This window comes from Flavisolibacter ginsenosidimutans (genome assembly GCF_007970805.1).
Classification (GTDB): domain Bacteria; phylum Bacteroidota; class Bacteroidia; order Chitinophagales; family Chitinophagaceae; genus Flavisolibacter; species Flavisolibacter ginsenosidimutans.
In genome coordinates, this window is the sequence record NZ_CP042433.1 from 1,986,970 (window position 1) to 2,000,155 (window position 13,186).

Annotated in this window: 13 protein-coding genes and 1 tRNA gene; 3 read left to right on the forward strand and 11 right to left on the reverse strand. The window is 47.3% G+C overall.

What is annotated here, in order from left to right; translation table 11 throughout:
* Window positions 1-112: 112 nt before the first annotated feature.
* Genes FSB75_RS08145 through FSB75_RS08165 form a run of 5 tightly spaced genes read right to left on the reverse strand, consistent with a single transcriptional unit; the run spans window position 113 to window position 4,450 of the window.
* Window positions 113-1,396, reverse strand: coding sequence for a murein hydrolase activator EnvC family protein (locus tag FSB75_RS08145; protein ID WP_146785375.1), 1,284 nt, complete (start codon window positions 1,394-1,396; stop codon window positions 113-115).
* Window positions 1,397-1,447: 51 nt separating this feature from the next.
* Complete coding sequence (locus FSB75_RS08150; protein ID WP_146785379.1) at window positions 1,448-2,272, reverse strand: DUF4292 domain-containing protein; 825 nt, start codon at window positions 2,270-2,272, stop codon at window positions 1,448-1,450.
* 2 nt (window positions 2,273-2,274) lie between these two features.
* Window positions 2,275-2,715, reverse strand: a complete 441-nt coding sequence (dut, locus tag FSB75_RS08155) for a dUTP diphosphatase (RefSeq protein WP_146785382.1) — start codon at window positions 2,713-2,715, stop codon at window positions 2,275-2,277.
* 36 nt (window positions 2,716-2,751) lie between these two features.
* Window positions 2,752-3,231 carry a 2-C-methyl-D-erythritol 2,4-cyclodiphosphate synthase gene (ispF, locus tag FSB75_RS08160; RefSeq protein WP_146785385.1) on the reverse strand — a complete coding sequence of 160 codons (480 nt, stop codon included), beginning with the start codon at window positions 3,229-3,231 and terminating at the stop codon, window positions 2,752-2,754.
* Window positions 3,232-3,250: 19 nt separating this feature from the next.
* On the reverse strand, window positions 3,251-4,450 hold the full coding sequence (locus FSB75_RS08165) for a phospholipase D-like domain-containing protein (RefSeq protein WP_146785389.1): 1,200 nt from the start codon (window positions 4,448-4,450) through the stop codon (window positions 3,251-3,253).
* A 209-nt stretch (window positions 4,451-4,659) separates the two neighbouring features.
* Here FSB75_RS08165 and FSB75_RS08170 point away from each other — a divergent pair, with 209 nt between their 5' ends.
* Window positions 4,660-5,286 carry a DinB family protein gene (locus FSB75_RS08170; RefSeq protein ID WP_146785391.1) on the forward strand — a complete coding sequence of 209 codons (627 nt, stop codon included), beginning with the start codon at window positions 4,660-4,662 and terminating at the stop codon, window positions 5,284-5,286.
* Window positions 5,287-5,294: 8 nt separating this feature from the next.
* Here the strand turns inward: FSB75_RS08170 and rimM are convergent, their stop codons facing one another.
* The 6 genes from rimM to FSB75_RS08200 all read right to left on the reverse strand — a co-directional run bounded on the left by rimM (window position 5,295) and on the right by FSB75_RS08200 (window position 9,496).
* Window positions 5,295-5,810 (reverse strand): ribosome maturation factor RimM, encoded by a 516-nt coding sequence (gene rimM / locus FSB75_RS08175; protein WP_146785394.1) that lies wholly within the window; start codon window positions 5,808-5,810, stop codon window positions 5,295-5,297.
* 168 nt (window positions 5,811-5,978) lie between these two features.
* Window positions 5,979-7,352, reverse strand: a complete 1,374-nt coding sequence (gene tig, locus FSB75_RS08180) for a trigger factor (protein ID WP_146785397.1) — start codon at window positions 7,350-7,352, stop codon at window positions 5,979-5,981.
* Window positions 7,353-7,444: 92 nt separating this feature from the next.
* Window positions 7,445-7,526, reverse strand: a tRNA-Leu gene (locus tag FSB75_RS08185).
* A gap of 68 nt (window positions 7,527-7,594) precedes the next feature.
* Window positions 7,595-7,786: a hypothetical protein gene (locus FSB75_RS08190; RefSeq protein WP_146785400.1), complete on the reverse strand. Its 192-nt coding sequence runs from the start codon at window positions 7,784-7,786 to the stop codon at window positions 7,595-7,597.
* Window positions 7,787-7,810: 24 nt separating this feature from the next.
* On the reverse strand, window positions 7,811-8,236 hold the full coding sequence (locus tag FSB75_RS08195; RefSeq protein ID WP_146785403.1) for a response regulator: 426 nt from the start codon (window positions 8,234-8,236) through the stop codon (window positions 7,811-7,813).
* A 78-nt stretch (window positions 8,237-8,314) separates the two neighbouring features.
* Window positions 8,315-9,496 (reverse strand): glycosyltransferase family 2 protein, encoded by a 1,182-nt coding sequence (locus FSB75_RS08200; protein WP_146785406.1) that lies wholly within the window; start codon window positions 9,494-9,496, stop codon window positions 8,315-8,317.
* 41 nt (window positions 9,497-9,537) lie between these two features.
* Here FSB75_RS08200 and FSB75_RS08205 point away from each other — a divergent pair, with 41 nt between their 5' ends.
* Together FSB75_RS08205 and FSB75_RS08210 are read left to right on the forward strand one after the other, a co-directional pair.
* On the forward strand, window positions 9,538-11,436 hold the full coding sequence (locus tag FSB75_RS08205; protein WP_146785410.1) for an ABC-F family ATP-binding cassette domain-containing protein: 1,899 nt from the start codon (window positions 9,538-9,540) through the stop codon (window positions 11,434-11,436).
* A 157-nt stretch (window positions 11,437-11,593) separates the two neighbouring features.
* The gene (locus tag FSB75_RS08210) at window positions 11,594-13,156 is read left to right on the forward strand and encodes an NAD(P)/FAD-dependent oxidoreductase (RefSeq protein WP_146785413.1); all 1,563 of its coding nucleotides are present in this window, start codon (window positions 11,594-11,596) and stop codon (window positions 13,154-13,156) included.
* Window positions 13,157-13,186: the final 30 nt, after the last annotated feature.

Here is a 13,186-nt window from a genome sequence, read left to right on the forward strand (position 1 = left end):
TTTCTATAACCATAATAAGAAGTTTACCCATCAAAAACAAAACAGCCCATCGTAACGATAGGCTGCAAATAGAAGTCTCTTTGGTCTCACGTTTGCCGTTTCACGTCTCACGTTATCTCAGCCACGGCCTTGGATTCACGTGCTTCTCTCCCTGCATTAAATAAAAATCTACCTGGCCACCGCTGCCGTCGTCGGCAGTGGCAGCGCGACCAATAACTTGACCGGTACGCACTGTCTCGCCACGGCTTACCGACGCTGATGATAAAGTATAACCGGAATAATAATTCCCGTGCTTGATCATGACGAACATTCCTTCGCCCACGTTGGAAACCGCCGTAACCGTTCCATCAAACACGGCCTTCACAGAAACGCCTGCCGAAGGTGTTGAAATAGTAATGCAATCGTTCACCATTTTCAGTCCGCCGATTTCGTAAGGCCCGTACGGAATGCTCACAAAGCCACCGTCAACCGGCCAGGGAAGATGGCCGCGATTGGAAACAAATGATGCCGCCAGTTTCGTCTCACCTTCCGTCATCGGAATGGCTTCTGTCCTGGCTCTCACTTTTGGTGTAGTGGTTACTGAACCGGTGTTGCTTTCGGCGTTATTTTTCGGCCTATTGGCCTCCGCAGCTTTTGCTGCCGCCAACCGCTTCCGCTCTTCTTCCCTTGCCCTTTCCATGTCGCGCCTGATGATGGCCGCAATCTGGTTGCGCAGTTGCGCATCGCGTTTTTTCTTCACGGCCATTTGCTTTGACAAATCATTGGCCTGCGATTTCAACTTCGATGCCACACGGTCTTTCTCTTTCTTTTGATCTTCCAGTTCGTTCAGTTGATCTTTTTGATTTTCCAGCGCTGACGCTTTTTGTTTTGTCTTGCCCTGCAGTTGACCCTTGCGTTGTTCAATCAGTGCTTTTGTTTCTTTGATCGTTTGCACTTTCTTCTCGTTGTAAGCGCGGTACGATTTCAAATACGACACACGGCGCACCGCATCGTTAAAATTGGAGGCCGAAAAAATAAAGTTGATGTAGTCGTAGCTGTTGTTGTTTTTGTAGGAGTAAACAACGCTGCGGGCATATTCAGCTTTCAACGTATCCAGTTGCCGCTGCAGGCGGGTAATTTCCTGGTTGCTTACGTAGATGTCGTCGTTTAGCAGTTTAATCTCGCTGTTGATGTTGGAGATGTAGCGGTTCTGTACCTGCATTTTGTTTTGCAGTATCGTCAGTTGGCCGATGGTGGCTTTTTGCTGTCCTTTTACCTTGTTGTAGTTTGCCTGTATTTCTTTTAGTTCGGCCTGTAACTGCTGCCGTTCGCGTTGCATTCTTTCCTTTTCAGCACTTTGTGCAAATGCCGCGTGAAGCGCAAACAAACCAACAAAAAGAATCAGGAGTTTTTTCATGCTGCTGCGTTTGGGTTGAACTGGGATAAACGATAAAGGCAAAAATAAATTTTACTGGCGCGAATAATTTTTTGGTACGCGAAAAGGAAAACTCACTTCACCGTTGAATACGTAGTTGTTGAAATCGAGCTTTACTTCAAGGCGTCCCGTTTCCGAAACAATAACCTGTCGCTTAGTGGGGAAAAGAATTCCGTTCGCGTTTTCGTACTGGCTGTACGACAGATCGGCGGTGCGATTGCGCAGCGTATGAACGTCAATGAGCTTGCTGTGCACAAGCGTTGCATCGGCGTCGGAAAAGGTGACGGCGTTTCGAAAAAATTGTCCGATGCTTAGCAACGTAATTAAACCGTTGCTGTGGTTGTAACGGACGACGTTGGAATCAAGATAAACCGGATTGCCGATGATCAACTCTTGCAGGGAATAAAGGTTCAGCGGCAGCGATGTGGTTTCCTGCAAAAAGCTAATACCCCTGGCCGCGTAGGTTTTTTCCAGCTTGTTTAAAAGCTTTACCGAATCTTTTGTAATCAGCAGGCGCAAGCCTTCAATGCTCAACACCGTGGCGTTTACCGAAAGCCAGATGGCGCTGTCCTTGTACATTTTTATGTTGGCTTTTACGCTGTGTCCTTTGCCGTCGGTGCCTTTGTAATCCACGTCTATCTTGGCGCTAAAGGTGGTGAAATCAATGTGCCGGCGGGCTACGTCGGCCAGGGTGTTTCTAATTAGTTGCCCCGTGTCTATTTTGTTTACCACAGGCGGTGCTACCGTTATTGCTTTCGCCGTTGAGTCTTTCCGGCCAACGGCCTTGCCGATGGCCCGCGACGAACGGCAGGAAGCCAAAAATCCAATCAGGGCAAGGAGTATAAAAAGTTGCTTCATGCTTATTGTTTTCCGGTAGAGCCAAAGCCTCCACCGCTGCGTATTGTTTCTTCCAAATCGTTAACTTCCTTCCAATCCACTTTCTCAATTTTCTGCAATACAAGTTGGGCAATCCTGTCGCCGGCGTGCAGGCGTTGTTCTTCACCTGAAAGATTTATTAAGATCACTTTTATCTCGCCACGGTAATCGCTGTCAATCGTTCCCGGCGAATTCAAACAAGTGATGCCGTGCTTTATGGCCATTCCGCTGCGGGGACGAACCTGTGCCTCGTAACCCGGTGGCAATTCTATAAACAAACCGGTTGGAACAAGACAGCGTTCCAAAGATTGCAATACAATGTCTTCAGAAATGTTGGCCCGCAAGTCCATTCCCGACGAACCTACGGTTGCGTATTGCGGCAATGGAAAAGGAGAACGGTTTACGATTTTGACGGGCAAGTTCATAACGGCCAAAGATAAAAGCGCAGGCAGTTCGAGTTGTTAAAATCGTTGCAATAAAACAGTAGCGTAAGCCACAAGGCCTTCTTCGCGTCCTACAAAACCCATCTTCTCGGTTGTGGTGGCTTTGATGGAAACATCGTTTGGGGCGAGGCCGCAAAGGTTTGCAATGGTGCTTTGCATTTGCGCAACGTAAGGTTTGATTTTGGGCTTTTCCAAACAAAGCGTGCTGTCGATATTGACGATGGTGTAACTTTCTTTTTTGATTAAATCAACGGTTCGCTGTAATAGAATCTTGCTATCAATGTTTTTGTATTGCGCATCAGTATCGGGAAAGTGAGTGCCGATGTCGCCAAGACAAGCCGCACCCAAGAACGCATCGCAAACGGCGTGAAGTAAAACATCGGCATCGCTGTGGCCAAGCGCACCTTTGGTATGGTCAATCTTTACACCGCCAATCCAAAGCTCACGGCCTTCAACGAGTTGGTGAAAATCGATGCCCTGTCCAATTCGAATATTCATGCGGCGAAGATAAGTGCCCCTACTCCTCTTGCTTGAAATAAAAGGTGCCAAGCGCAAGCGTCATGCGCAAGGCATGGTAACAAAGGAACCGCCACAACTGGCGAAACGATAGAATATGAAAAGCATAAGCCGATGGCTCTACCTTGAGGCATTTGCTTTCGATGATGTTTCTTACTTCGGCCTGCATCTCCTGCGCCACTTCCGCATCTTTCACCAACAGGTTTAATTCAACACTGGCTTGGGCGCTCAGGTCATTAATGTTGTATGAACCGATGTTGAGAAAGTCTTCGTCAACAACGGCAAATTTTGCATGAAGAACGGTGGGCTGGTATTCATAAATCTGGATGCCGTTGCGAAACATCCAACTGTATAGATAGCGTTCGGCGTGTTTGGTCAGCGCCACGTCCGAAGTACTCGCCAGCACCACTTTTACGTCTACACCCCGCTTCACGGCCTTGCTTAATCTGTTGCGCAGCGAAAGCCCCGGCAAAAAATAACTGCATACGATGGTGATGCTTTTGTGCGCTTCCTTGAAAAGCTTTTGATAGGCGAAATAAATTTCCAACTTGCGGCGCACCCAATCGTTTTGCAACACGCGAATACCCACGGATTCTTCTTTGGCGATGTAATTGAAAAGATCGAGAAGCTTCTTGCGCAGGAGGTTTTTTTTGGTTTGGTCGCGTTCCCAGATTTTGATGCAGATATCGTAAAGCTCCAGCACCGAATCGCCTTCCACAAAAACGGCCATGTCGTACCAGGCCGGTTGATCGGGCAGATCGTTGTAGCGGTCGGCAACGTTGCTGCCGCTTACCAATCCGTACTTGCTGTCAAACACCGCTACTTTGTGGTGCAGCCGCCGGCCAAAATAGAAATGTTCGCTCCGAAACACGGGCTCAAAAAAGCGAAAGTTCACGCCGGCATTTTCAAGGTTTTTGATGAAGTCTTTGGGAAGGGAACGGGAGGCGTAGCCATCGGCCATAAGATAAACTTTTACGCCGCGTTTTGCCGCCGCCATTAAGGCTTCGGCTATCTTGGTTCCCGTGCTGTCGTTGCTAAAAATGTAAGTTTGAAGGTGAATGGAATGGGCGGCAGCCTCAATCAGTTCGGTTAACAATGAAAAAAGCGCTGCGCCGCCTTTCACCACTCGTGCCAGGTTTTGCGCACTGAAGCGGTTGCCGCGTCTTTTCAATTGCAGCCGTTGTAAAAAATTGGTTTCCATGATTGCCTCTTCAATGTAAGGACTTTCCGGCAAGAAGCGTGAGAGAGGAGATTGTGATATTGAGATATTGGATGTTCGGAATTGGGAATTAAGTGGTTTACCGTAAATGCAATATCTCAATATCACAATCTCCAATATCTAGTATTCCTTTCCAGGCTGGTCTATTATTTGAAAGAAGCATAATAAATAGCTTTGTAAAAACCTTTCTTATGGCAAAATTTAAGAGTGAAGAACTGCTGAACGAACTGGCACAGGATGTACGCAGGATAAAAGAAGCGGCACAATTTCTTGTTACAGCCGACAAAAACAAACTGGCTTATTGTCCCGAAGAAGGCCGGTGGAGCGCCGTGCAGGCGGTTGAGCACCTGAACGGTTACAACCGGCATTACCTTCCGCTGATTGAGAAAGAGTTGTCCCTGATCACCTACGACAAAAACGCTTGGTTCACATCCGGATATTGGGGCGAACGGTTTACAAAAATGATGAAGCCCACCAACGTGTACGAGATCAAGAACAAAATGAAGACGGCAAAAAAAATGTCGTTCCCGAACAGCCTGCACGTGGAGACGGTGCTGAATGAATTTATTGCCGGACAGGATAAATTGCTGCAACTGCTGGAACTGGCAAAAGGAAAAGACCTCGCCAAAATTCACATACCCATTACGTTCACCAAATTGATCAAACTGCGGCTGGGCGATACGCTGCGGTTTTTGATTGCACACGAACAGCGGCACATGATACAGGCCCGCAACACGCTGAAAAAAACCGGCGTAACAACAGATAAATTTCCGGTGCTTCTTTCTGTTACCGAAACCTCGCAGCAACAAAAGAAATAACAACGCGGTTAGCGATAAACATCGAGCAAACCTTCGGGCAGGTCAACAATGATCTGCTCTTTTTTCTTGTCAATTTTTACGATGGTTTCTTCGTGCAGCGGAATATAGGCTTCCTTGCCTTCGAGATCAATGCGGCAAAGGATTTGATGCGGCTGCTCAATAACCTCAAGCACTTTTCCCAGAGCCTTGCCGTTCTCCACGATCTCGTAGCCCAGAAAACTGATGGGCGAAGACTTGGCAGAAAATTTTTTAAAGTCGGCTTCGGGTAACCACACGGTTTTTTGCACAAGCTTTGCCGCTACTTCCCGTACTGAAACACCTTCTAACGCAACGTAAATTTCTTCTTCGTTTTTGATGCGTGTTCCTTGCACGAACCACGGAAGAAAGCTTTCTTTTTTTTCTTCAACAAAAAGGGCCTGCAAACCTTTTAACGATGTTTTCTTTCCGAGGTTGTGCTTCAGAATTAGTTCGCCCTGAAGGCCGAATGTGCTTACGAATTTGCCGACGTTGAAATATTCTGCCATAACAATTGTGAATCAAAAATAAGCGTAGAGCAAACGCCTTGCTGAACAGACTTACAAGGCGTACAAGCGTGCGACGCAACGATGCTAAACAGTAGCACTGCTGCTTGGTTCATAAAAGAAAAAACCCAATCGCATACGGGATTGGGTTTGAAAATATTTGCTGCCAATTTAATGATGATGATGTTGTTGCTCCTCGTTCATCTTGATGAACTCTTCTTTCGACACCGGCGTTTCCACGGCGTTCACCTGGCCTTCGGCCCAGTCAAACATCTTTTGCGTTTGCAGGCGGTTGTAGGCATCTTCCACGTATTTGCGATCCTTCATCATGCGGTCAATGTAGTCGCGTACCCAATCCTGTTCTTCGTCCGCGGCAGCGGCCATGCCCATGTAGCCAAAGAGTTGCTGTTTGGCAAATTGGCGCAACTCGTCCTGGCTTACTTCAACGCCGCCTTTCTTTATCAATTCGTCGGTGATCAGCGTCCACTTCAACTGGTTGATGAAGGCGGGAAACTCAGCTTCAACTTCTTCGTCGCTTTTTACCGCACCTTCTTTGCCTTGCGTTTTCAACCACCGTTTTAAAAATTCGGCGGGAAAATCAATCCGGGTATGCTCGAGAAGAACGTGATACAAATTGTGCTGAAGCTGGTTGCGACTTTCGGCGTCCCATTGCTTCTGCAGTTCGTCTTTTACACGTGCCTTAAAGTCTTCTCCTGTTTTAATTTCTTCGTTCGGGAAAAGTTGTTTGAAGAACTCTTCGTTCAGCTCTCTTGGCTCTACCAAACCAAGTTTGGTGATGAGGAGCTTAAAATGCTTGTCCGTTGCGCTGTCAATTCCAAGGTCTTGTAAAATCCATTGCTTCTCTTTGTCGTCAAAAGCTTCATCGAGCGAAAGCTGAATGGTGTCGTCTTTCTTTTTGCCCAATACATTTTGCCGAAAACTTTCTTTGAAATATTTCAGCAGAACGGAATTGTCTTTACGAATGCCGCCTTCTACTTCGGCGCCTTGCGCATCGGTTTCCACGAAGGTTACGTTCAGCACCGTTTCCTCGCCTTGCACAGTTTCAGGCTCCGACATGTTGCCGTAGCGTGTACGCAAACGTTCCACTTCTTCGGCCACCATTTCATCCGTTACCGATACTTTGTAGCGCTTGACGGATTCTTTGCTTAAGTCGGGCACTTGCACTTCGGGCTTCATGCCCACTTCAAAGGTGAAGGTGTAGTTCTCGGGATTGTTTACGTCCAATTGCTGCAGGTTGAAATCCACGGGCAGCGGCTGAGCAAAAATTTCCAGCTTTTCGTCTTCAATAAACTTGAACACTTCTTTGTCAACGGTGCGCAGCACTTCGTCTGTAAAGAGCGACGGACCGTACATTTTTTTGATAAGACCAGCCGGCACCATGCCTTTGCGAAAACCGGGGATGTTGGCTTTCTTGCTGTAATCTTTTATTGATTTCTCGAATTGCGGAAGATAATCTTCTTTGTTGACGGTGATGTTGAGCTGCTTATGTAAGGGAGCCACATCTTGTTGCGTAATCGTTGCCATGTTATCGGTTGATTAGTTGATTGGTTGATTGGTTTATTAGGCTGGAGGAAAACCGGTTAACCACTCAACTAATCAACCAATCAACTGAACTGTGCGGGTGGAGGGACTCGAACCCCCAAGCCGTGAAGCACCAGATCCTAAGTCTGGCGTGTCTACCAATTTCACCACACCCGCTTGCTTCAATGAGCAATTGGCAACTTCCAATCCGCAAAAAATGCTTCTTGCTTGTTGCCCGTTGCCGTTTAAAACAGGGCAGCAAAAGTAAAGGTTATCAGGCTCCAAAAATGGAAAAGCGGAAAAAACTTGGTGGGCTGAAAAAATTTTACAAAAACCTTGATGAGGCCGGACTGTGCGGCGCCAACCGAGAACCGGCAACAAAGCAGTTTGAAATCAAGGCCCATTAAACGCCAGGCTTCGTTTTTCGTTGCTTCCATTGCTGGTTCCCGATTGCTCATTTCTCAATTCATCGAAAGCTTGTTGATTTCAAAATTGCATTTGTCCACAAACATGCGGGCAATGTTTTCAAGATCACTGAAATCTATGGGTTTGGTTATAAAAGTTGCCTCCATGCGCTGCGCAAATTCCGCATCTGCCGGATTATTAGAGGTGGTGAACAAAACCACAGAAAGCCGCTGCAACTGCGGGTGGGCCCGAATGGCCTGCAAAGTTTCCCGTCCGTTCATCACCGGCATGTTGATGTCGAGAATCACCAGGCAGGGAAGAAAATTCTCACTCAGCATTTCCTCCAGCGTTCGCAAGGCTTTCCGGCCATCGGGTGCGTGCACAACCTGAATGTGATCGTGTTTTTCAAATGCCTGCTTCACCAGAAACAAATCGTCAAGATCGTCTTCGGCGTAAATGATGGTGTGCTTGTTGATCGTCATGAGTGGGTTCTTTCCTTACAAAAATAATGCAGGAGGTGAAGAATTTGTAGTGGTTTTAGTGGTTCAGGTTCCACATTTTTATGGCTGTGCCTTGTCGCCAGCGGCTGGAAGCCGACGAGCCTTTTCCCAAACCGGCGTTTGCCTTCCGGTAACGAAACGACAAAAGCCCGCATATTGCGAAAGCACCATAAAAACAAAATAAGCAGGCAAAAGAAGCGGCCGCGTTAACGCTTTCTTTTGCTTTGCCAGCAGCAGGCCCAAGCCAGTCAGGAAATAAAACAGGACTTGCAGCCAAAACCCAATGACATAAACAGAATTAGATGTTCGGACAAATAAAACAGCACTGCTCACCAATAACGCAGGCAAGGCAAGCGGGCAAAGAACCCAACGCAAGACACGGTGCGAAACATACTGAAAAGCAAGCCGTCCATTTTTAAAAATATTTAGCAGTGAAGGCAGGGCAAACAAGGCCTGATAACAACCTGCGCTGATGCGCCGCTTTCGTTTGTGCTCTTCGCCAATTGTTGCCGAAGAGGCTTCTACGCCAAAGGCTGCAGGCTCGTATAAAAAACGAAAGCCTTGCAAGCACACCGTGGCGGAAAGCACAAAATCGTCGAGAATGACGCTGCTTTTTAAAGGCCGGAAAAGCTGTGTGCGAAGCGAGAATAATTCGCCCGCCGCACCAACAATAGTGTAAAAATCGCTGTTGGCTTTTTTGAGCCGTGATTCGTATTGCCAATAGAGTTTCTCCCCAAAACCTACTGCAGAATAATCATTAGCAGCTACCCGCTTTTCACCCGATACGCCACCAATATTTTCATCGGCATAATGACGCACAAGTTTGCGAACGCTTTGCGGGTGAACCATCGTGTTGGCGTCGCTGAAAACAACGACCGATGATTTTACGTTTCGCATGGCGCGGTTAACCGCGGCCGATTTGCCTTCGCGGTTCTGCTGGTGCAAAAGGAAAATCTGCGGATAATCGCGAATGATTTCCGGCGTTTTGTCCGTTGAGCCATCGGTTACAAAAACAAATGAAATTTTTTTGGCGGGATAATCAAGTGCCAACGTGTTTTCAACCTTCTGACGAATGATTTCTTCTTCGTTGTAAGCGGGAACCACAAAGGTTACAACGGGCAAAAGGTTCTCGTCAACGCTGCTCTTCTTTTTAAAAAAAGCGTTTACCAGAAGCAGCAAAAGCCCGTAACCAATGTAGGTGTAAAAAAGCAGAAAGGCCGATATCCAAAACAAGGCTTGCATTGCGGGACGGACGAAGATAAGGCCGTCTTATCTTTGCGCCCATGCATTACGTGTCAGCCGAGAACCTGTCGAAGTCATACGGCATCAAGCCGCTTTTTCAAAATATATCCTTTCACATTTCCGAAGGCGACAAGATTGCGCTGGTGGCCCGCAACGGCTCCGGCAAATCAACTCTGTTGAAAATCATCGCCGGTAAAGAAACAGCCGAAGAAGGCAAGGTGTGGATCAACAAAGACGTGGATCTCGCTTTCTTTGAACAAGAGCCCCAACTGAATGAGGCCGCCACCACGATTGACAACATCTTTCACACCGCACACCCGGTTTTAGCCGCAATCAAAGCTTACGAAGAATTGCTGGACGAGCAGGCCGACACACCGGCTTATCACCAGAAGTTGAGCGATGCGATGATAAAGATGGACGACATGGGCGCCTGGGATTTTGAAGCCAAGGTGCACCAGATATTGGACAAGTTGAAAGTGCACAACCTGCACCAAACCGTTTCAACCTTGAGCGGTGGCCAGCGCAAACGCATTGCGTTGGCGCAAACATTGATTGACATCGGCTTTGAACACAAGCACGTTTTACTCATCATGGACGAACCAACCAACCATCTTGACGTGGAGATGGTGGAATGGCTGGAGCATTACCTGAACAAAGAAAATGTGACGCTTATTCTTGTAACACACGACCGCTATTTTTTGGACAACGTGTGCAACGAGATTTGGGAGATGGATGAAAATCTTTATGTCCATCGAGGCGACTACCAAAATTTTTTAGAGAAGAAAGCAGCCCGCGAAGAAAGCGAAGCCGCCAGCATTGGAAAGGCACGCAACCAATACCGCAAAGAGTTGGAGTGGATGCGCAAACAACCGAAAGCCCGCACCACCAAAAGCAAAAGCCGGCAGGATAATTTTTACGAGATAGAAAAGAAAGCAAAGCAACAACTGGTGGACAACCAGGTGCAATTGCAAAGCAAAATGAACCGCCTTGGCGGCAAGATTGTGGAGATGAAAAAAGTGTACAAAAGCTTTGGCGAGAAAAAAATTCTCAAGGGTTTTGATTACACGTTTAAACGCGGTGAAAGGGTTGGCGTGGTTGGCAAGAACGGCGCGGGCAAATCTACCTTCATCAATATTGTGCAAGGCATTGAGGCAGCCGACAGCGGCAAAATAAACGTGGGTGATACAATTGTATTTGGCAATTATTCACAAGCGGGCTTGCAGGTAAAAGAAGACATGCGGGTGATTGAATACGTGAAAAACATTGCCGAAAATTTTCCGTTGGCAGATGGTTCTTTGATGAGTGCCGCGCAGTTTTTAGAATTGTTTCTTTTCCCACCCGAACAGCAGTACACGTACATTAGCCGGTTGAGCGGCGGTGAAAAACGGCGCCTTCATTTGCTCACGATTCTCTTCCGTAATCCGAACTTTTTAATACTCGACGAACCGACCAACGACCTTGACTTGCCGACGCTTTCGGTGCTCGAAAGTTTTTTGCTGGACTTTCCCGGTTGTTTGTTGATCGTTAGCCACGACCGTTACTTTATGGATCGCCTTGTGGACCATCTTTTTGTGTTTGAAGGCGAAGGCGAGATTCGTGATTTTCCCGGCAACTATTCTCAATACCGCGAATGGCAGAAACTGCAGGACGCCTTGCCCGCAGAAAAGAAAGAACCCATTGTTGCGCAGCATCAAACAAAGCCGCAGGCAACACAAGCAGAGGCACCGAAAAAGAAATTGAGCTTTAAGGAACAACGGGAATTTGAAACATTGGAGAAGGAAATTCAACATTTAGAGATAGAGAGAAATGAGCTGACAAATCTTCTTTCGCAACCCGATCTTCCTTTTGAACAATTGCAAAAAGCATCAGAAAGAATTACGAAGATTGGTGAGTTGATTGATGAAAAGGAAATGCGGTGGCTGGAGTTGAGCGAAGTATGAAACGAATTAAATACGGATTGCAAGAATTCATTTTTGGTTGCAAAGAGCTTTAAGCTATAGGCATCGTTCCGCTTTGAAAAACAACGTACAAAGCAGGAACAATTCGTGCAATTCGCTAAAAATCCGTGTACTCATTTCAGGATAAAAACCTGACAACATGCAAAAGAAACTATCCATCAAACTGCTTCCATTGGAAGCCGAAGATCCGGTAAAGCTGAAAGGGATTCTTGCGCAAGCCTGCGCCGTAAAACCATCGCAAGTCACCGGTTATACGCTTCTTAAAAAATCCATTGATGCCCGCAGCCGCAAACAAGTTTGGGCGCAACTGACCATCAACGTTTTTATTGACGAACCCTTTCAACAAGAAGAGCCGGCGCGGCTTCAATTAAAAGACGTTCACAACGCAAACCGCCGGGTGATCGTTGTGGGTGCCGGGCCTGCGGGATTGTTTGCTGCACTTCGTTTGATTGAACTTGGCATCAAGCCAATTCTTTTGGAACGAGGCAAAGACGTTCGTGCAAGAAGACGAGACCTTGCCGCCATCAACAAAGAAGGCATCGTGAATCCCGAAAGCAATTATTGTTTTGGCGAAGGCGGTGCGGGCACCTACAGCGACGGCAAACTTTATACACGCAGCACCAAGCGCGGCGACGTGATGAAGGTGCTGAACACACTCGTTCAGTTTGGCGCGGAGGAGAAGATTTTGTACGAAGCGCATCCGCACATTGGCACCAACAAACTACCGCACATCATCACAGCCGTGCGGGAGAAAATCGTTGAATGCGGTGGCGAAGTTTTGTTCCAAAACAAAGTCACCGATTTTATTTTGAAAGACGCTGAAGCGAAAGGTGTGGTAGTGAACAAAAGCGATAAGATTTTTGGTGAAGCAATTATTCTTGCCACAGGCCATTCGGCGAGAGATATTTTTCATCTCCTTCATCAAAAGAAAATCGAGATTCACTTCAAGCCGTTTGCACTTGGCGTTCGTGTGGAGCATCCGCAAGCCTTGATAGACGCCGCACAATATCACTGCCCAGTTCGCGACGTTCATCTTCCACCGGCTTCTTATTCGCTTGTCGAGCAAGTGAACGGCAAAGGCGTGTTTTCTTTTTGCATGTGCCCGGGCGGTATTATTGCACCAGCAGCAACAGCCGAAGGAGAAATCGTAGTAAACGGTTGGTCGCCGTCAAAGCGAAACAACCCGTATGCTAACAGCGGCATCGTGGTAAGCGTGGACGAGAAAAATATTCAAGCATTTCAAAAACAAGGCCCTTTAGCAGGATTGTATTTTCAGCAAGTCGTCGAACAAAAAGCGTTTGAAGCCGGTGGCGGAAAATTGGTAGCGCCTGCGCAGCGCATGGTTGATTTTGTCAACAACAAAGCTTCTTCTTCCCTACCCGATTGCAGTTATTTACCGGGCATTCATTCCGCTCCGTTAAAAGAAGTGTTGCCGCCTTTTGTTCATCAGGCATTGCAGATTGCGTTTAAAGAATGGGGCAAGCGAATGCGCGGTTATTTTACCAACGATGCGGTGGTTGTTGCTACCGAATCACGCACCTCCTCTCCCGTTCGCATTCCGCGAGACGAAAGTTTGCAACATCCGCAGATAAAAAATTTATATCCCTGTGCGGAAGGCGCGGGTTATGCCGGCGGCATTGTGAGTGCGGCGATGGACGGGGAAAGAGTGGCGGATGCGGTGGCGGTAACCGTTGGCCGTTGACCGATGTTCGTTAGCTGTCATCCCGATCAA

What these genes read in the sequence shown, in the direction of transcription:
- FSB75_RS08145 (WP_146785375.1), bottom strand. Translation starts at nt 1,396, where the DNA reads ATGAAAAAACTCCTGATTCTTTTTGTTGGTTTGTTTGCGCTTCACGCG.
- FSB75_RS08190 (WP_146785400.1), bottom strand. Translation starts at nt 7,786, where the DNA reads ATGGAAGCAACGAAAAACGAAGCCTGGCGTTTAATGGGCCTTGATTTC.
- FSB75_RS08170 (WP_146785391.1), top strand. Translation starts at nt 4,660, where the DNA reads ATGGCAAAATTTAAGAGTGAAGAACTGCTGAACGAACTGGCACAGGAT.
- ispF (WP_146785385.1), bottom strand. Translation starts at nt 3,231, where the DNA reads ATGAATATTCGAATTGGACAGGGCATCGATTTTCACCAACTCGTTGAA.
- FSB75_RS08195 (WP_146785403.1), bottom strand. Translation starts at nt 8,236, where the DNA reads ATGACGATCAACAAGCACACCATCATTTACGCCGAAGACGATCTTGAC.
- dut (WP_146785382.1), bottom strand. Translation starts at nt 2,715, where the DNA reads ATGAACTTGCCCGTCAAAATCGTAAACCGTTCTCCTTTTCCATTGCCG.
- FSB75_RS08150 (WP_146785379.1), bottom strand. Translation starts at nt 2,272, where the DNA reads ATGAAGCAACTTTTTATACTCCTTGCCCTGATTGGATTTTTGGCTTCC.
- FSB75_RS08210 (WP_146785413.1), top strand. Translation starts at nt 11,594, where the DNA reads ATGCAAAAGAAACTATCCATCAAACTGCTTCCATTGGAAGCCGAAGAT.
- FSB75_RS08205 (WP_146785410.1), top strand. Translation starts at nt 9,538, where the DNA reads ATGCATTACGTGTCAGCCGAGAACCTGTCGAAGTCATACGGCATCAAG.
- FSB75_RS08165 (WP_146785389.1), bottom strand. Translation starts at nt 4,450, where the DNA reads ATGGAAACCAATTTTTTACAACGGCTGCAATTGAAAAGACGCGGCAAC.
- FSB75_RS08200 (WP_146785406.1), bottom strand. Translation starts at nt 9,496, where the DNA reads ATGCAAGCCTTGTTTTGGATATCGGCCTTTCTGCTTTTTTACACCTAC.
- rimM (WP_146785394.1), bottom strand. Translation starts at nt 5,810, where the DNA reads ATGGCAGAATATTTCAACGTCGGCAAATTCGTAAGCACATTCGGCCTT.
- tig (WP_146785397.1), bottom strand. Translation starts at nt 7,352, where the DNA reads ATGGCAACGATTACGCAACAAGATGTGGCTCCCTTACATAAGCAGCTC.